Below are 19,178 nucleotides of genomic sequence, written 5' to 3'. Positions count from 1 at the left end.
TCGCCGCGAGGACTGTCTAATGAGGAAGCCCCCCTCCGTCAGCGCTGTGTGCTGCCACCTCCCCGTATCGGGGAGGAATTACAGGAGCGTCCCCGACAGGATGGCGAGCGCGATGCTGAAATAGATCACCAGCCCGGTCACATCGACCAGCGTTGCCACGAACGGCGCCGAGGCGCTGGCGGGATCGAAGCCCAGGCGTTGCAGCAGGAAGGGCAGCATCGATCCGGCCAGCGAGCCGAAGGTCACGATGCCGACCAGCCCGGTGCCGACCGTGGTCGCCACCAGCACCCAATGCGGCCCATAGTCGTAGAAACCCAGGGTTTGCCACAGCGCGATCCGCGCCATGCCCAGCAGCCCCAGGATTGCCCCCAGAGTCATGCCCGCCGGAAGTTCACGCAGCGCCACCCGCCACCAGTCGCGCAGGCGGACCTGCCCCAGCGCCAGCGCCCGGATGATCAGCGAGGTCGCCTGGCTGCCGCTATTGCCGCCCGAGCTCATGATGAGCGGGATGAACAGGGTCAGCACGACCGCGCGCTCCAGCTCGCTCTCGAAATGCTGCATCGCGCTGGCGGTGAGCATTTCCGAGAAGAACAGGATGCTCAGCCACCCGGCCCGCTTGCGGATCATCGCGAGGAAGCCGGTTTCCAGATAGGGGCCGTCCAGCGCCTCGACGCCGCCGAACTTCTGCGTGTCCTCGGTATGCGCGGCGACCAGCGCGTCCAGCACGTCGTCGACAGTGACGATCCCCATCGGGCGGCCCTGTTCGTCGACCACGGGCAGCGCCAGCAGGTCGTGGCGGCGGATCAGATGCGCGACCTCCTCCCGGTCGGTGCTCGGGGCGACGGTGATCGGATCGTGCCCGCGCGCCAGGTCGATCGCACGCGATGTCGGCTCGGCGGCGATCAGCTGGCGCAGCGAGACGGTGGCGACCAGCCGTCCCTGCGGCTCCAGCAGGAAAACCGAATAGACGGTCTCGCGGCTGCGCTCGACCGTGCGGATATGCGCCAGCACGTCGGCGACGGTCGCGTCGGCGGAAGAGGCGACATATTCGGTCGTCATCATGCCGCCCGCGCTGTCGGGTGGCCAGTGCAGCAGCGTGTCGATCGAGGCGAGGACGGGTGCGGGCAACTCGGCACGGATCGCGAGGGCGTCATCCTCGTCCATGTCGGTCAGCACGTCGGCGGCGCGATCCTCGGCCATTTGCGACAGTAGGGCGGCGGCGCGCGCCGGGGTCAGATGCGCCAGGATATCGGCGGCCGAGCGCAGTTCCGGGCTGTCGAGCACCGCGACGGCACGCGCGTCGGGCATTTGCGTCAGCGCATCGGCCGCTTCCTCGACGGAAAGCGACTGCAGCGTATCGACGAGATCGGCGATGGACAGGCCACGCCGGGAGGAACGGAAACCGGCGGCGACACCGGCAATCAGATCGTTGACCATTTCAAACCTTTCGTCCGCACGACCCGGGGCGGACGAAAGCCAGTTACGAAAACTAGCGGACGACCCCGAGGCGTGCGGCGCTACTGGAACTGTCGCTGGACATGTTCTCGCTTTCTGGAACGGCGTGGGGGCTCCCACGCCTGAGCCGCCCTCTGATCCTGCGCGCTGCAATCGTCAACACCCGCGCGCGACGTGACGAAATTTTAATCCGGGCACCAAGGTTTCGGCCGCGCGGCTCCGTCTGGAAGGGCAAAGGCACATAAAGGGGACCTTATCCGTGCATCGCCTGCTCTTCGCCTCGACCGCCACCCTCGCACTGGCGGCGGGGACGGCCGCCTCGGCCCAGACCGTGATCGACTCCAAGCGGACCACGCCGGTTCGTAGCGCCACCGTCAACAACGGTGCCGCCGCCGACGTCAGCATCGTTGCCGCGGGCAGCGTGGTGACGACCGGCAGCGGCACCGCCGTCACGCTCGACAGCAACAACAAGCTGAGCAACGCCGGGACGATCCAGACGACCGGCGCCAATGATGCGGTCGGTATCGGTGCGGCGGCGGGCGTGAAGGGCGAGATCACGAACACCGGCAAGATCATCATCGATGAGAACTACGTCCCGGTCGACATCGACAAGGATGGCGATCTGGATGGTCCCTTTGCGCAAGGGGCGCGGCGGACGGGCATCCGTACGGCGGGGGCCTTTGTCGGGAATATCACCAATGGCGGTGAGATCACCATCAAGGGTAACGACTCGGCCGCGATCTATCTGAACGGGCCGCTGACCGGCAATCTGGTCCAGTCGGGCAAGATCAACATACTGGGCGATCGCTCGGTCGGCATGCGCACGGGCGCGGTGTCGGGCAATGTCACCATCGGCGGCTCGATCGTGGCGATCGGTGAAGGCGCGGTTGGTGCGCGGATCGATGGCGATATCGGCGGCGCGCTGAATATCGAGGGCGGGATCGGTTCGACCGGCTACCGCTATACGACGCCTCCGGCCGATGTATCGAAGCTCGACCCCGACGATCTGCTCCAGGGCGGGTCGGCGCTGGTCGTGGGCGGCAATGTCGCGGGCGGCATCACGCTGGGCAATGCGACCGGCAAGGCGGCGGACCTCGTCACCAACGGTGCGGCGCCGACGATGCAGATCGGATCGGCGACCCGCGCGGTCGTGATCGGCGCGACCGGTGGCACGACGCCCGCACCCGGGCTGGTCGTCAATGGCCGCATCACCTCGGCCGGGGTCTATAGCGGGGTGCGATCGACCGCGCTGGCGATCGGCGGGCTGGGCGGCAATGTCCAGATCGCGCAGGGCGTCGCGATCGGCGGCACGGTGCAGGCGACCGCCAATGGCGCGGAGGCGACCGCGATCCGCTTTGCCGCGGGGGCCTCGACGCCCGAGCTGCGCAACGGCGGTACCATCTCGGCGACCGGCGGCGGCACGCCGGGCGTGCTGACCACCGCCGTCCTGATCGAGGCGGGGGCATCGGTTCCGACCATCCGCAACACCGGATCGATCCGGGCGGCGTCCGCCTCGGCCAACGCCACCGCGATCCTCGACCGCACCGGCGGCCTGACGCTGGTCGAGAATGCGGGCACCATCGCAGGCGCGGGCGCCGACAGTTCGCGCAGTGTCGCCATCGACCTGTCGGCGAACACCAGCGGCGCGGTCGTGCGCCAGATCGCTCCCGCCGCTGGAGCCGCCGCACCCAGCATCACCGGCGCGATCCGCTTCGGCAGCGGTGACGACCGGCTTCAGATCGGCGCGGGCTCGGTCAGCGGCGATGTCAGCTTCGGCACCGGCACCAACCGGCTGGAGATGAGCGGCACCGGCACCTATGCGGGCACCGCGACTTTCGGCGCCGGGGCAGACACGCTGACAATCGGCGATACCGCGCGCTTCAACGGTGTGGCGGATTTCGCAGGGCAGGGGCAGGACCTGCTGGCGATCACCGGCAAGGGCGTCTTTGCCGGGCGTGTTGCCAACGCGTCGCATGTCGCGGTGACGGTCGCGAATGGTGGTGGCACCTTCGCGGCGAACGGCGTGACCAACATCGCCTCGCTCAGCCTGGGGAATCAGTCGATCCTCAGCGTCGCGCTCGACAAGGCGAACCCGACCGCCAACCTGATCCAGGTCGGCGGGGCGACGACGATCGGCGCGAACAGCCAGCTGGCGCTGCGCGTGTCGGGCGGGACCGACGTGACCGGCCGCTATGTCGTGCTGCGGTCCGGCACGCTGACCGGCGCGAACAACCTGACGCTCGCCCCCTCGGCCATGCCCTTCCTCTACAAGGGCGCGATCGTCGCGGCACAGCCCAACGAGATCGCGGTCGAGGTCAGCCGCAAGGCCAAGACCGAACTCGGCCTCAACAACGCGGGCGTCAGCGCCTTCGACGCGATCGACGCCGCGATCGGCCGCGACGCCAAGCTGTCCGACGCGATCCGGGGTATCTATGACGGCGCGGCCTTCCGGGGCGCCGTCGAACAGATGCTGCCCAACTATACCGGCAGCGTGTTCGAGGGCGTGACGCTGGCCTCGCGCGCGGCGGCGGCGCAGCTTCGCGAACCGGCGGGCGAGTTCAGCGAGGAAGGCAAATGGGGATACTGGCTGACCCCGCTCGGCTGGGACGCATCCAAGCGCACACGCTCGACCCGCAGCTATGACGTGCGTGGCTGGGGCATCAGCGGCGGGATCGAGCGCAAGACCGATGCGGGCAATTTCGGTGCCTCGCTCTCGTATATGAATGGGCGCGACAATGAGGGGACCGCGGTCAACCGCGTCAACCACAGCCAATATGAGCTGGCCGGTTTCTGGCGCGCCCGCTGGGGTGCGCTGGCGGCGCAGGCGCGCGGCTCGGCGGCGTTCCTGTCCTTCGATTCGCAGCGCCAGTTCGACGGTGTGGTCGGAACCGAGGCGGTACAGCGCCGCGCCACCGCCGACTGGAAGGGCATGCTCTATTCCGGTTCCGGCTCGGTGTCGTGGGAGCATTGGGTCGGCCAGTTCAACGTGCGGCCCATCCTGGCGGTCGACTATTACCGGCTGAACGAGGATGCTTATCGCGAGACGGGCGGCGGCACCGGCTATGACCTGACGGTGCGCAAGCGGACCAGCGACGAACTCGCGCTGACCGCCAGCGTCGCGGCGGGCATCAACTTCGGGGGCAATGACCGCTATTCGCAGTGGAGCCGGTTGGAGGTCGAGGGCGGTCGGCGTGAGCGGATCGCCGGGACCCTGGGCCGTACGGTCGCCAGCTTCGGCGACGGCACGCCCTTCATCCTCGATCCCGAGGCCCGCAGCGGCGGCTGGGTCGGGCGGGTGCGTGCGATCACCGGCACCAGCGAGATCCGCCTGAGCGGCGAGGTGAACGCCGAACAGCGGCTGGGCAATGTCGCGCTGTCGGCGCGCGCCGCCCTGCAATTCGCCTTCTGACAAGGTTCGTCCGCGTGCATCCCCCCTGTAGCGCGCGCGGACGGCAGGAGCCCCACCATGCGTCCCGGTGGGGCTCCTTTTCACGGGAGCCTGCTTGGTCTACACGGCGGCACTCCCATTTGATTTTGCCGGTTTCCACCATGCCGCCCACCGGGCTTGAGGCCGTTTTCCTTGCCAATCGCGACAAGCTCGTCCGTTTCCTGACGGCGCGCGGGGCGGGCGATGTGGCGGAGGATCTGGTGCAGGACCTGTGGCTGAAGGTGGCGGGCCGGATGGACGGGCCGATCGGCAATCCGCTGGCCTATCTCTACCGTGCGGCCGACATGTTGATGATCGACCGCTATCGGTCGCGGCGACAGGCCGAGCTGCGCGAGCGGGATTGGGCGGAAGGGGAGGGTGCCGAGCCGCCCCCCGGTGCCGAACGCGCAGTGGCGGCGCGCCAGACCGCCGAACAGGTCGCTGCCACGCTGGCGGCTTTGGGTGATCGACCGGCCACCGTCTTTCGCCGCGTCCGGGTCGACGGTATCCCCCAGCGTCAGGTGGCGGCCGAGCTGGGTGTCAGCATCAGCACTATCGAAAGCGATCTCCGTATGGCGGCCCATGCGCTGGCCGCACTGAAGGAACGGATCGGATGAGCCAGGACCGCACTTTGCCCACGAATAGCGTCGATACGGTCGCGCTCGACTGGGCGCTGCGCATGGCCGATCCGGCCCGCGCCGACTGGGACGCCTTTACCGACTGGCTGGAGGCCGATCCCGGTCATGCCGAGCGCTACGACCGTGCGGCCGCGACCCTGTTGGACGCCGCGGAAGCGCTGGCGGCGCAACCCGATGTCGCGGCGCCCGTCGTCGTCGAGCGGGAGCCTGTGCGGCGGCATCCACGGCGCTGGGTCGGCGGGGCCATGGCGGCGGCCCTGGTCGGTGCGATCGGCGTGACCGCCTGGCAGGATCGGTCCCAGCCTTATGCGGTCGAGACGGCTGCCGGGGAAACCCGCCGCGTCCCACTGTCCGACGGCAGCAGCGTCACCCTGGCGGGGCTGAGCCGGGTCGAGCTGGACCGTGCCGAACCACGCCGCGCGGTGCTGGCGCATGGGCAGGCGCTGTTCCAGGTGCGGCACGATGCGCAGCACCCCTTCGCGGTCCAGGCCGGGACGCTGGCCCTGGTCGATCTGGGCACGGTCTTCGATGTTCGCATGGGTCGGCAGACCCGTGTCGCCGTGGCCCAGGGGGCGGTGATGGTCGACCCCAAGGGAGCGGCGCTCCGCCTCGATGCCGGACAGGCGGTGACGGTCGATGGCGACCATCTGGTCCGCTCGAGCGTGCCGCCCGATGAGGTCGGCGGCTGGCGCGAGGGCAGGCTGGCCTTTGACGGCGCGCCGCTGGGCATGGTGGCGGAGGATGTGTCGCGCTTCCTGGCCCAGCCGGTGACGGTCGCGCCCGCCATCGCCGCGCGGCCTTTCCGGGGGACGATCGACCTGGAAGCGGTCCGGCGCGATCCGGCGGTGCTGGGGCCGCTGATGGATGTGAGGGTGCGGCGGGCGGCGACCGGCTGGACGCTGGAACCGCGCGAGTGAGATCCATCGGGGGCGGGATCGGCGGTCTGGTGGCGATGGCGGCGGCGATGCCCGCGAGCGCCGCCGATCGCGTTTCGCTCGACCTGCCTGCCGGAACCGTGGGGGCGCAGGTGATGGCGCTCGGCCGCGCGGCGCGTGCCAATATCGTGGTGCCCGATGCCGGGTTGTGGCGTCGCCCGGTGCCTTCCCTGCGCGGGGCCTTTTCGGTCGAGCAGGCGCTCGCCGTCATCGCACGGGGCAGCGGCGCACGGGTCGAGGCGCTGGGGCCGGGTAGCTGGCGACTGAGGCCCCGCCTTCATTCGCCCGCACCCAAGCCAGGGCCGCGTCCCCGGCCCCGGCCGCCAGCGGATGTACAGGGCGAGGATGTCGTCGTCACCGCCAGCAAGCGCGACACGACCCGCGATCACTTCGCAGGGCAGGTGGTGCAGGTGGCCGGGGCCGATCTGGAATTGGGCGGGGCGGGCGGCACATCGAAGCTGGCCGACCGGATGACCGCCATCGCCTCCACCTATCTGGGGGCGGGGCGCAACAAGCTGTTCATTCGGGGCATTGCCGATTCCAGCTTCACCGGCCCGACCCAGGCGACGGTGGGGCAATATTTCGGCGACCTGCGCCTCAGCTACAATGCCCCCGATCCCGACCTGCGGCTGGCCGATCTGGCGGCGGTCGAGGTGCTGGAAGGGCCGCAGGGCACGCTTTACGGTGCGGGATCGCTGGGCGGCTTGATCCGCCTGGTGCCCAATGCGCCCGATCCGACGCGGTTCGGGGGTTCGGCAATGCTCGGTGGCTCGGCCACCACCAACGGTGCGCCGGGGGCGGATGCGCAGGCGGTGCTGAACCTGCCCGTCATCGCCGACCGGCTGGCGATTCGCCTGGTCGCCGACAGCGCGAGCGAGGGCGGCTATATCGACAAGCCGCTGCTCGGTCGCACCGACGTCAACCGCACCCGGATTGCGGGCGGTCGCGCGGCGGTAAAGGCCGATCTGGGCGGCGGCTGGAGCATCGAGGCGGTCGGGATCGGCCAGCATATCCGCGGCGCCGACAGCCAATATGCCGATCGCGACGGCCCGCCGCTGACCCGCTCCGCCCCCGTCACCGAAGGATTTTCCGCCAATTTCGGGCAGGCGCAGCTGATCCTGTCCGGCCGGATGGGGCAGGTGCGCTTCCGCTCCAGCAGCGGCATCACCGCCCATGACCTGATGGAGCGCTATGACGCGACGCCGCCGGGTGGCCCCGTCCAGCTGTTCGCCCAGGCCAATGCGACCCGGATGCAGGCCAATGAAACCCGTGCCTGGTACTCCGCGCCGGATGGATCGGGCTGGTTGGCGGGGTTCAGCTATGTCCACAACCGCACCCGCCTGACCCGCTTGTTCGGCGAGCTGGGAGAGTTGCTGCCGCGCACCGGCGTCGTCAACACGGTGGAGGAGGCGACACTCTATGGCGAGGCGAGCCTGCGGTTGCTGCCCGGCCTCCTGACCACCGGCGGCCTGCGTGTCACCCGGTCGGTGCTTGACGGGGAGGGAGAGGATCTGCCGCTCGCTCTATCGCTTCAGGCGCTGGCGCGGCTGCGCGAAGTGACGGCGCGGCGGGCGCAGACGATCCTGCTGCCCTCCGCTTCGGCGCTGATCGACCTGACGCCGGGGGCGCAGCTGTTCCTTCGCTATCAGCAGGGTTTTCGGCCGGGCGGATTGACGATCGAGGGGCCGCTGGTGCGCCGTTTCCGCAACGACCGGGTCGCGACCATCGAGGCGGGCCTGCGCAGCGGACAGCCGGGGCGGGACCGCTTCGACGGATCGCTGACGCTGGCGCACACGGCATGGCGCGACATCCAGGCCGACTTCATCGACGCCGCCGGCCTGCCCAGCACCGCCAATATCGGCGACGGCCAGCTGTGGACGATCGAGGCGCTGGCGGGCTTCCGTATCGCGCCGGGGCTGCGGGTGGAGGGCGCAGTTTCCTACAATGACAGCCGCATCGACGAGCCGTCGAGCGCGCAGGCCTTTGCGCTGATGGACGGAATGGCCGTCGACCGGGCGACGATCCTCGCGCGGTTGAGTCAGATCCCCAATATCGCGCGCTTCACCGGGCGGGCGGGGGCGGTCTATCGCCGGACGCTGGCGAGCGGCCATGACCTGCGCGTCGACGGCTGGCTGCGCTATGTCGGATCGTCGCGGCTGGGCGTCGGGCCGATCCTGGGCGAGCAGCAGGGCAGCTATCTCGACAGCGGCGTCACCGCGCGGCTGGGGCTGGGCCGCTACGGCGTGACGGCGGGGATCACCAACCTGGCCGATGTGCGCGGCAACCGCTTCGCACTGGGCACGCCCTTTACGACGGGACGCGATCAGGTGACGCCGCTGCGGCCGCGCACGCTTCGGATCGGGCTGGACGCCGCCTTCTGATCAACGGCGCGTGAACAGCGACAGGGGGATGGCGTCGGCCATGGCGCGATAGCCGGTCATGCTGGGGTGCAGGTGATCGCCCGTATCATAAGCGGGGAGCAGCCGGTCGGGCTTGGCCGGATCGCGCACCACCCGGTCGAAATCGACCACGCCATCGAAAATGCCCGCCGTGCGGATGAAGCGGTTGATCGCCTGCCGGTCGGCCTCGGTTTCCGGGCCGGGGTGATAATAGTCATTGCCCTGGAACGGCGTGATCGTCCCGACGATCAGCTTGATGCCATGGGCGTGCGCGCGCTCGGCCAGCTGGCGATAGGCCTGGGTGATCCGGCGCACCATCGCCTGATGCGTGGCGGCATCGACCGGCTGTTCGCGAGTCATGACGCCCAGATCGTTGACGCCCTCCAGCAGGACCACATGGGTGACGCCCGGCCGGGCGATCACGTCGCGGTCGAAGCGGGCCATCAGATTGGGGCCGAGTCCGTCGAGCAGCACGCGGTTGCCGCCGATCCCGGCATTGACCACTGAGAAATGCCGCGTCGCGGGCGAGGCCGCCAGCCGCTGTGCCAGATCGTCGGGCCAGCGGGTGTTGCTGTCGTCGGTGATGCCATAGCCATCGGTGATCGAGTCGCCGATCGTCACGACCGTCTGTTTCTGAACGGCGTCGCGTATCTCGATATCCGACAGGCCCCACCAGCCCCCGATCACCTGCGCGTCGGGCAGGGCGGTCCGCTCGGTGGCATCGCCCGCGATCAGAAAGGTCTTCGAGCGCGCGCCCGAATGGCCGGTCGGGGTGGTGACGGCCTCGGGGAAGAACAGGCTGACCGCCACGTCGCGCCCCGCCTCGACCGGCAGCGTGACGGGATCAGAATAGAGCTCGGCTCCCGGCGGCACGATCACGGCCGCCGCGCCGTCGAAGCGCACCGGCAGGATCGCGGGCACGTCCGAACGGCCCGGCGTCGCCAACCCGATGCTCGCCGCGCCGATCTTCAGTGGAGTGGTCCCCGCGACGTTGGACAGCCGCAGCCGCAGCGTCTTCCCGCTGGCAGTCAGGTGCATGATCTGGCGGATCGTGGCGGGACCGGCCTTGGCAAGCTTTTCGGCATTCGCGCCGTCGATCCGCATCTGCGACGAACCCCAGGCGTGGGTCCAGCGTGCGCTTTGCATCGGCGCGGCGGCCGTCATCGCCATGGCGACCGCGATCAGCCCTGTGGCCCGGTAGAAATGGCTGAACGGCGTCATCCGCATCCTCTCTCATTCGTCGATCCGCGCTTGCGGCTTGCCCGGATGGTAGCGATAACGGACGGGAAATCCAACGAAGAACGCCTCGCGGTCGAACGACGGGGCCGGGAGAGATATGATGCGCCACCTGTTTTTGTCGGCCGCGCTGCTGGCGCCGATCCCCGGTGCCGCCTGGGCCGCGCCCGATTGTCGTGGACCGGTCGCGGCGTGCGAGCGGGCGACGGCGGGTGCGCTGTCGCTGCTGATGCCGGGGCGCGTCGCGACGGTCGTTATCGATGCGGGTGACGAGCCCGGCGTCGCGCGGGCCGCGAGGGATCTGGCCGCCGACCTGAAAGCGGTCGGCGGCGGCGATGTCCGGCTCGCCCGCGAGGTTTCGGGCGGCGCGACGGTGATCGCCGGGACGCTGGGCCACAGCGCGCTGATCGATGCGCTGGTAAAGGCGGGCAAGCTGGACGTCACGGGCCTTGGCAGCCAGTGGGAGGGCTATGTCGAGCAGGTGGTCGACAACCCCGCGCCCGGCGTGGCGCGCGCGCTGGTCATCGCCGGATCGGATCGGCGCGGTACGATCTTCGGCCTGTACGACATCAGCGCGAAGGCGGGGGTCAGCCCCTGGACCTGGTGGGCCGATGTACCCGCGCAACGTCACCCGACCCTCTATCTGACGGCAGGGCGCGTCGCGGATCATCCGGCCGTCAAATATCGTGGCATCTTCATCAACGATGAAGAACCGGGCTTCGGCAACTGGGCGCGCACCACGTTCGGCGGGGTCAACCACCTGGCCTATGAGAAGGTGTTCAACCTGCTGCTCCGTTCCAAGGCCAATTTCATCTGGCCCGCCATGTGGGGCAAGTCGCTATGGGAGGACGACCCCGCCTCCGCCCCGCTGGCGCAGGAAATGGGGGTGCTGCTCGGCACCTCGCATCACGAACCGATGCAGCGCGCCCAGGCCGACTGGAAGCGCGAGGGCAGCGGGCCGTGGGACTATACCAAGAACGCCGCCACCCTCCGGGCCTTCTGGCGCAAGGGGATCGAGCGGCGCGGCACGGCCGAGGACCCGGTGACCATCGGGATGCGCGGCGACGGCGACGAGCCGATGACCGAGGGCACCGCGACCGACCTGCTGGAGCGGATCGTCCGCGACCAGCGCCAGATCATCACCGACGTGACCAGGCGCCCGGCCGCCGAGACGCCACAGGTCTGGGCGCTCTACAAGGAGGTGCAGGATTATTACGACAAGGGGATGCGCGTCCCCGACGACGTGACCCTGCTGTTCGCCGATGACAATTGGGGCAATATCCGCCGCCTGCCGCCGATCGGGGAGCGCCGGGCGGGCGGTGCGGGTGTCTATTACCACTTCGACTACGTCGGCGGCCCGCGCAACTATAAGTGGCTGGATACCAACGCCATCCCGCGCGTCTGGCAGCAGATGCGGATGGCGGACGACTATGGCGCGGATCGTCTGTGGATCGTGAATGTCGGCGACCTGAAGCCGATGGAATATCCGATCAGCTTCTTCCTCGACATGGCCTGGAACCCGAAGCGCATGGATCTGGCCACGATGCAGGCCTATCCCGCGCGCTGGGCCAGCGAGCAGTTTGGCGCGGCGCATGGGGCCGAGATCGGTGCGCTCCTGACCCGCTATGGCCAGCTGGCCAGTCGCCGTAAGCCCGAACTGATCGATGCGACGACCTATGGTTATGCCGATGGCGAATGGGCGCGGGTGCTGGGCGAATGGAACGCTCTGGATGCGCAGGCCCGCCGGGTCGAGGCGACGCTGCCCGCTCCTTTGCGTGATGCCTATTACGAGCTGGTGCTCCACCGGATCGAGGCGATGACCAATCTCCACCGGCTGTACGAAGCGGTCGCCGCCAATCGCGCGGCGGCGCAGATGGGGGATGCCGCCAAGGCGAAGCGCTTCGCGGACGCGGCGCGCGGCTATTTCGCGCAGGATGCCGCGATCCGTCGCCGCTACGAGGTCGATACCGCGGACGGCAAATGGACCAGCATGATGGCCCAGACCCATATCGGCTATACCGGATGGCAGCAGCCCGACCGCGATGTGCTGCCTGCGCTGGCGACGGTCGAAAAGCCGTTGCCGCTGCCGTCGGTCGCGCCGGAGCCTCTGGTCAGGATAGCGGCCGATGCCGGTCGGCCGGTCGACGGCCGTGGCATCAAGTGGCAGCGTGTGGCGGGCTTCACTGCGGAAGGCGCGGCGATGGTCGCGACGCCGACCACCGCACCCATTATCGAGCGGCCCGGCGGCGACAGCCCGCATATCGTTTATGACGTGAACTGGACAAAGGGCGGGCCGGTGATGCTGGGCGTGATCGCGGCACCGGGCCTGGACGTGCGCGGCGGCGGCAAGCACCGGGTAGCGGTTTCCGTCGATGATGGCGCGCCGGTCGTCCTGAACCTGATGGCGGCCGAGACCGAAGATAGCTGGGGCCGGTCGGTGATCGAGAACCGGCGCGTCGCCTCGACCGTGCTGCCCGCTTTGTCCGCAGGCAAGCACCGCGTCACCCTATGGCTGGTCGATCCCGAAGTGGTGGTCGAGGGAGTGACGCTCAGCCCGCGCTAACCTGCTCGGAGCATCCGCATCGCGTGCGCCCGGACCATCTTGGCATGGTCCGGACCGTCACTTAGAACTCCGTGGCGATCCTCGGGCAGATGGGCGAGCGGGTGGCCGTCGGGGCGGAAGACATAATGGTCGAACCAGGCCCGCCACGCGGCTCGCTCGGCGGGCGGTCGGCCCACGATCGCGCTCATCGCGAGGAGCATCGTCGGGAAGGGCTGGTCCGGCGCGACCGGGAAGGCGTCCCACCAGTAATTGACCAGGATGTTGAGCGTGCCCGTCGCCTCGACCCGGTGCCACCAGAGCTTGGGCATGTAGAGCGCATCGCCCGGCCCCAGCTCGATGGTGATCGCCCGGTCGCGCGCCTGCTCGAACCGGGGATAGCGCGGATCGCCGGGTTCGGCGCCGGCGGCGAGGGCGACGGGCTGACCCGCCATCGTATGGTCGATGGGGCCGACATAGAGGTCGCCGATCGCGTCGGGGGGGTACAAGGTGAAGGTCCGCCGCCCGGCCACCACGCAGGCGATATTGTCCATCATGTCGTAATGGCAGGCGACGGTCGACGCGTGGCCGATCCAGATCAGCGGCGACACACCCGGCGGCGCGAAGGGCAGGCGGTTGTCCTCGGCCAGACCGGGCAGGGTGTTGGTGATCGGCAGGGAGCCGACATAAAGCGTCTCGTTGTCGCTTCCCGCGGCGATGCGCCCCACCGCCTCGCCCAGCGGCATCGCCTGTCGCCGGAAATTGAAGCCCGACAGGTCGTCATTATAATCGTAGCGGCCGCTGATCGCCGCATCGCCGACGAACGCCTCGACCTGCCGACCCGCATCGAAGCGCGCGAGATAGGAGGTCAGGGCGTCACCGCCTGCCTTTGCGACTTTGGCCAGCGGCCAGTCCGACGCCGCGCCGTGAATGACGACCGGGCGGCACGGCTCGACGACCAGCCGCCGAAAGGCGTCATGCCCGTCCAGTGCCGCACGGTCGATCTCGGCCGCCGCCTGGGTCATCGGGTGAGGCCGCTCAGTCGCTCGTTGCGCCGCCGGGCCAGCGTCGGGATATGCCGGACCGATCCGGTGATCGCATAGATGAGCTGGAGGTCGCCCGACCGGAACAACGTCAGGGCGACCTCGTCGGGAAGCGCGTGAACCGCATCCAGGCTGATCGTGTAGAGCGAGTCGAGCCGCAGGCTTTCGCCATTGTCGAACTGGAAGTTCAGGTCGATCGGCTCGACCAGCCTGTTCTCCTCCAGCCGCCGCAGGAACTGCTCGGTCTCCGGCAAGCCGACATGCAGCCGCCGCAACGCCGCCTGGACCCGGCGAAGCGCAGGGGCCGGGCCGCCGTCCTGGTCGAACACGGCCGCGCCGCCCAGCTGGGTCAGCGCAGGATGATGCACGTCGATCGCGATATTCTCGCCCGAGACGTAGAAGCCCTGCCGCTCCAGATCGGCGGGTCTATACTCCGCCAGCGTGCCGTCCGGGGCGAGACAGAGATTTTCATCCGGCACCAGCCCCATCAATGCGCCGGGATACAGATCGCCGGTCTCGGGATGGCGGGCCATCAGGATCGGGTAATGCAGCGCGGCGGGCAGAAATTCGTCGGCGACCAGCTGGACGAAGTGCCGCCCCGCATCGGGGGCGGCGGAGACGCGCAGGGCCGCATGACGCGCGCTGTCGAGCAATTCCATTTCGGCCATGCCGGTCGATCCCTTCATCCCCTCTGGCCCCGTCGCGGCGGATGCGAAACGGAGCGGTCAGGCCGGGACTGTGTCCGCCCCATGCGCCTGCCGTCAAGCCTTGGGATAGCCGTTCGCGTCCGCTCTGACAAATGGCTTGTAGAGCATCTATTATAACGCTAACATCAATTCATCGAATGGGCGGTACGGCGCAAGAACGTCGATCGCGCATGAATATGATAAATGTAGGAGAGGGGAAGATGGTGGCTCGCGCAGCTTTTGTGGCCGCATTCGTTTCGCGCCGGACCTTGATGGCAGGCGTCTCGCCACTCATGGCCCTCGCCATGGTGTCGCCGGGAACGGCCTTTGCCCAGACAGCAACCACCGCCCAGCAGGCCGGAACCCCGCAGGACCAGGCCACTGCCCCCAGCGAAGCGGATAACAGTCCGTCTCCGTCCGGCGAGGCGACGACCGCCGACATCGTCGTCACCGGACTGCGCAGCTCCTTGCAGCGCAACCTCGATATCAAGCGTACCGCGACCGGTGTCGTCGATGCGATCTCGGCCGAAGATATTGGCAAATTTCCCGATTCGAACGTCGCGGCCTCGCTCCAGCGGCTGCCCGGCGTCTCGATCCAACGCTCGGGCGCACGCGGCGAGCCGACCGGCATCACCGTTCGCGGCTTTGGCGGCGACTTCAACACCACGCTGTATGACGGCCGCCGCATCTCGACCGCGACCGGCGGTCGCCAGATCGACTTCAGCACCGTCGGCTCGGACTTTATCGGCGGGATCAGCGTCCTGAAGACGCCCGACGTGACGCTCGCGTCCAGCTCGATCGGTGCGACCGTCGACATCCAGTTCCCCAAGCCGTTCGATCATCCCGGCTTCCGCGCCGCGGTCAGCGCCTCGGGTTCGCTTCAGGACCGGGCGGGCCATGTCGTGCCGACGCTCGGCGCGCTGGTCAGCGATACCTTTGCCGATGATACATTGGGTATCCTGTCGAGCTTTATCTATACCCGGCGTGATACCGATACCAACCGCGTCTATGTGTCGGGTTGGCCGGGCGGTAACTTCGCGCCTTGCCAGCTGACCGGCAGCACGGCTGCGACCTGCAACCCGACCACCAGCGCCACCGCCGCCGCCAGCGACCGCCGCACCCTGACCGGCTGGTTCCCGCAGCAATATGGCGCGGAACAGCAGCGGACCCAGGACGAGCGCGTCGACGGCCGCGTGGCGCTGCAATGGCATCCGTCCGATGGCCTGATGGTCACGCTGGACAACAACTTCTCGCGTCAGACCATCTCGACGGACATTTACGGCTTCGGCGTGTGGTTCAGCCAGGAGTCGCTGCGCAACGTCAAGCAGGACGCCAACGGCACGGCGGTCAGCTTTACCCAGGCCGGTTCGCCGACCGACTTCACCGCGGCGATGAACAAGCAGATCCTTCAGACCAACCAGACGGGTCTGAACGTCAAGTGGGACGTCACCGACAAGCTGACCGTCGAGGCGGACGGGGCCTATGCCAAGAGCTGGCTGAACCCCGGCAACACCATCGGCAGCAGCAACGGCGACATCGGTTATGGCGGCGCGCTCGGCACCAACCTCGGCTTCAATATCACCGCCGACAGCAACAAGGCGTTCCCGTCGATCAGCAATTTCGGCCCCGCCGGTAACGGTGGCCGTTGGGCCGATCCGACGGCGATCGGGTCGCACGTCACCGTCCTGCAAACCCAGAAGAACACCGACGAGCTGAAGCAATTCCGTGGCGTCGTGACGTGGAAAGACGACAATATCACCCTCAAGGCGGGTGGTCAGTATACCGACGACACGTTCAACCTGCTGAACCGCAGCACTTTCACCAACAATTTCTGGCAGGCCTATGCCGGTTATGGCGCACCGTCGGGCCAGGGTTCGGGCGTATCGCCGCTGCCCTCGAGCCTGTATCAGGGATCGATCAGCCTCAACAACTTCATTCCGGGCTTTGGCGGCACGCTGCCGCCCTCGGTCCTGATCTACAGCCCGCAGGCCTATCAGAACTATCTGACCAGCCTGGGCAGTCCGCAGGCGCAGAACGTCCCCGGCTTCAACTATAACGGTGGCGTGAACGGCTTCACCGGGCAGTTCACCGAAGCGGTCGATCCGGGCAGCATCCTGTCGGTCAACGAAAAGACCCTGTCGCTGTTCTTCAGCGGCAAGATGGAAGGTCAGATCGGCAACATGCCGCTGCACGCCGCCTTTGGCGTGCGGACCGAGAATACGCGTCTCCGGTCGATCGGCCAGGGTCGTGCGCCCACGGCCATCACGCGCAGTGCCGCCGATCCGACGCTGCTGTCGATCGCCTTTACCGACGTCCAGCCGATTTCGAACCGCAGCAGCTACACCTATGTGCTGCCTTCGGTCGATCTGCGACTGGAAGTGACCGATAAGCTTCAGTTGCGTTTCGATGCGTCGCGCACGCTGACCCGTCCGGCCCTCAGCCTGCTGAACCCGGTCGTCGGCATCGGCAACGGCCAGCGTGTAGGTGCCCTGTCGGGCAGCGGTGGCAATCCGAACCTGAAGCCCTATCTCGCCAGCAATTTCGACGTGGCGGCGGAATGGTATTACCAGCGCAACTCGTACATCGCGGTCGACCTGTTCCTGAAGAACGTCAGCAACTTCATCGTTGGCGGCGTAACCAACCAGACGGTGGGCGGCGTGATCGACCCGACGACGGGCAACCCTGCGGTCTTCGCCATCACGGCGCAGGTCAACGGCCCCGATGCGACGGTCCGTGGTGTCGAAATCGCGTGGCAGCAGGTGTTCGGCGACAGCGGCTTCGGCTTCCAGGCCAACGGCACCTTCGTCAACACCAACAAGCCCTATGACCCGAAGATCGTCGGGCAGAGCGGTTTTGCGGTGACCGGCCTTGCGAACTCGGCGAATTTCGTCGGCTTCTATGACAAGAACGGCTTCCAGTTCCGTACCGCGCTGAACTGGCGTGACGAATATCTGTCGGGCTTCGGCCAGAACCAGAATACCGGGTCGTACGGCGCCGAGCCGACCTTCGTGAACCAGAGCTTCCAGGTCGATTTGACCAGCAGCTACGACGTCACGAAGAACTTCTCGATCTTCGGTGAAGCGCTCAATATCAACAAGAACAAGCAGAGCACGCATGGCCGGTTCAAGAACCAGCTGCTCGACGTGTTCGACTATGGCCGTCGCTTCACGCTCGGCGCGCGCTATCGCTTCTGATGATAGCCGATGGCGGGGATGGCAGGCATCGGCTTGACTTCCCCGCCGCTTCTTGGACCTACTGATCCATGGTTCAGCCCGTTCAGAACATCGTGATCGTCGGCGGCGGTACGGCCGGTTGGCTGACCGCGGGCGTCATCGCCGCCCGGCATCAGGGGCGGCGGCCGCATGGCTTTACCGTCACCCTAGTCGAATCCCCCAATGTGCCGATCATCGGCGTGGGGGAGGGGACGTGGCCGACGCTGCGCACCACCCTCAAGCGCATGGGCGTGTCGGAGACGGCTTTCTTACGCGAATGTGACGCGTCCTTCAAACAGGGCGCACGGTTCAATCGCTGGACCACTGGCGCGGCGGACGACGGTTATTACCACCCGCTGATGCTGCCACAGAGCTTTGCACAGGTGAACTTGGCGCCGCACTGGCTGATGGTGGACGATGACGCGGTCAGCTTCTGCGACGCGGTGACGCCGCAGGGCCGGATCTGCGACGCGGGGCTGGCCCCGAAGACGATCGCGACGCCCGAATACGAGGCGATCGCCAATTATGCCTATCACCTCGACGCGGGCAAATTCGCCGACTTCCTGCGCCGCCATTGCTGCGAGCAACTGGGCGTGCGGCATGTGCTGGCCGATGTCGAGGAGGTCCTGCTGACCGAAAGCGGCGACATTCGCAGCGTTCGGACGGCGCAGGCGGGTGAGGTGACAGGTGACCTGTTCGTCGACTGTACTGGCTTTCGCTCGCTGTTGCTGGGCGAGGCGATGGGAGTGCCGTTCCAGCCGCTGAACGACGTGCTGTTCTGCGACACCGCGCTCGCCATACAGGTGCCCTATGACGATCCCGAGGCACCGATCGCCTCGCACACCATCTCGACGGCGCAGTCTTCGGGCTGGATCTGGGATATCGGCCTGCCGACCCGGCGCGGCGTGGGCCATGTCTTTTCCAGCAGCCATATCGACCGCGACGACGCCGAGCGTGAGTTGCGCGCCTATCTGGGCGAGGCGGGGCGTGACCTGCCCGTGCGCGAGTTGAAGATCCGGGCGGGGCATCGCACCCGTTTCTGGGAACGCAATTGCGTCGGCGTCGGGCTGGCGGCAGGGTTCCTGGAACCGCTGGAGGCGTCGGCCATCGTGCTGATCGAGCTGTCCGCCAAGCTGATCGCCGAGCAGATGCCCGCCTGTCGCGAGGTGATGGATACCGTCGCCAAGCGTTTCAACGACACGACCTTGTACCGCTGGGGCCGGATCGTCGATTTCCTCAAGCTGCATTATTCGCTGACGAAGCGGACCGACAGCGACTTCTGGCGGGACAATTGCCGCCCCGAGACGATGCCGGATCGGTTGCAGGAATTGATGGAGCTCTGGCGCTATCAAGCGCCGTGGATGCATGACGAATTCGACCGGGTGGAAGAGGTGTTTCCCTCGGCCAGCTATCAATATGTCCTGTACGGCATGGGCCAGCGCACCGACATTGCGCCGGGCAGCCTGATCGCCGAGACCGTCGCCGCCGAGCGGGCGCGGCGGGAGAATGACGTGCAGACCGGGCGATTGCTGGCGGGCCTGCCGAAGCACCGCGACTTGATCCGCAAGATCGTGGAGCGGGGCTTGCCGACGATCTGAGAGGTTAGAG

General features: G+C 67.8%; 11 protein-coding genes. 7 read left to right on the top strand and 4 right to left on the bottom strand.

Annotated elements, in window-relative coordinates:
* Nucleotides 1–78: 78 nt before the first annotated feature.
* Nucleotides 79–1,437 carry a magnesium transporter gene (gene mgtE, locus SP5_RS00770; RefSeq protein WP_042482682.1) on the bottom strand — a complete coding sequence of 453 codons (1,359 nt, stop codon included), beginning with the start codon at nt 1,435–1,437 and terminating at the stop codon, nt 79–81.
* Between the two features lie 277 nt (nt 1,438–1,714).
* Between mgtE and SP5_RS00765 the strand changes: the two genes are divergently transcribed.
* The 4 genes from SP5_RS00765 (at nt 1,715) to SP5_RS00750 (ending at nt 8,836) form a co-directional block, all read left to right on the top strand.
* Entirely contained in the window at nt 1,715–4,864 is a 3,150-nt protein-coding gene (locus tag SP5_RS00765; RefSeq protein ID WP_042482679.1) for an autotransporter outer membrane beta-barrel domain-containing protein, read from the top strand.
* Nucleotides 4,865–5,004: 140 nt separating this feature from the next.
* Nucleotides 5,005–5,499 (top strand): RNA polymerase sigma factor, encoded by a 495-nt coding sequence (locus SP5_RS00760; RefSeq protein WP_042482677.1) that lies wholly within the window; start codon nt 5,005–5,007, stop codon nt 5,497–5,499.
* Nucleotides 5,496–6,437 carry a FecR family protein gene (locus SP5_RS00755; protein WP_042482674.1) on the top strand — a complete coding sequence of 314 codons (942 nt, stop codon included), beginning with the start codon at nt 5,496–5,498 and terminating at the stop codon, nt 6,435–6,437. Before SP5_RS00760 ends, SP5_RS00755 begins: the two co-directional genes overlap by 4 nt.
* The gene (locus SP5_RS00750) at nt 6,434–8,836 is read left to right on the top strand and encodes a TonB-dependent receptor (RefSeq protein ID WP_369386062.1); all 2,403 of its coding nucleotides are present in this window, start codon (nt 6,434–6,436) and stop codon (nt 8,834–8,836) included. Before SP5_RS00755 ends, SP5_RS00750 begins: the two co-directional genes overlap by 4 nt.
* Here SP5_RS00750 and SP5_RS00745 read toward each other — a convergent pair whose 3' ends face one another.
* Complete coding sequence (locus SP5_RS00745) at nt 8,837–10,081, bottom strand: SGNH/GDSL hydrolase family protein (protein ID WP_245613354.1); 1,245 nt, start codon at nt 10,079–10,081, stop codon at nt 8,837–8,839.
* A gap of 109 nt (nt 10,082–10,190) precedes the next feature.
* On the opposite strand from SP5_RS00745, the gene SP5_RS00740 reads away from it, so the two are divergent.
* The gene (locus SP5_RS00740) at nt 10,191–12,653 is read left to right on the top strand and encodes a glycosyl hydrolase 115 family protein (protein WP_084220508.1); all 2,463 of its coding nucleotides are present in this window, start codon (nt 10,191–10,193) and stop codon (nt 12,651–12,653) included.
* On the opposite strand, the gene SP5_RS00735 is transcribed toward SP5_RS00740, so the two are convergent.
* Nucleotides 12,650–13,654, bottom strand: coding sequence for a cupin-like domain-containing protein (locus SP5_RS00735; protein ID WP_042482664.1), 1,005 nt, complete (start codon nt 13,652–13,654; stop codon nt 12,650–12,652). The two genes, SP5_RS00740 and SP5_RS00735, sit on opposite strands and share 4 nt — an antisense overlap.
* Nucleotides 13,651–14,358 carry a SapC family protein gene (locus tag SP5_RS00730; RefSeq protein ID WP_245613353.1) on the bottom strand — a complete coding sequence of 236 codons (708 nt, stop codon included), beginning with the start codon at nt 14,356–14,358 and terminating at the stop codon, nt 13,651–13,653. The genes SP5_RS00735 and SP5_RS00730 overlap by 4 nt, the downstream gene beginning before the upstream one ends.
* Before the next feature lie 221 nt (nt 14,359–14,579).
* Between SP5_RS00730 and SP5_RS00725 the strand changes: the two genes are divergently transcribed.
* Nucleotides 14,580–17,552, top strand: coding sequence for a TonB-dependent receptor (locus tag SP5_RS00725; protein WP_042482659.1), 2,973 nt, complete (start codon nt 14,580–14,582; stop codon nt 17,550–17,552).
* Between the two features lie 68 nt (nt 17,553–17,620).
* Nucleotides 17,621–19,168 (top strand): tryptophan halogenase family protein, encoded by a 1,548-nt coding sequence (locus SP5_RS00720; RefSeq protein ID WP_042482657.1) that lies wholly within the window; start codon nt 17,621–17,623, stop codon nt 19,166–19,168.
* Nucleotides 19,169–19,178: the final 10 nt, after the last annotated feature.

It is taken from the genome of Sphingomonas parapaucimobilis NBRC 15100, assembly GCF_000787715.1.
In the GTDB taxonomy this organism is placed as follows: domain Bacteria; phylum Pseudomonadota; class Alphaproteobacteria; order Sphingomonadales; family Sphingomonadaceae; genus Sphingomonas; species Sphingomonas parapaucimobilis.
The sequence above is the reverse complement of the archived record's forward strand: the minus strand, read 5'-3'. Positions and strand labels throughout refer to the sequence as shown.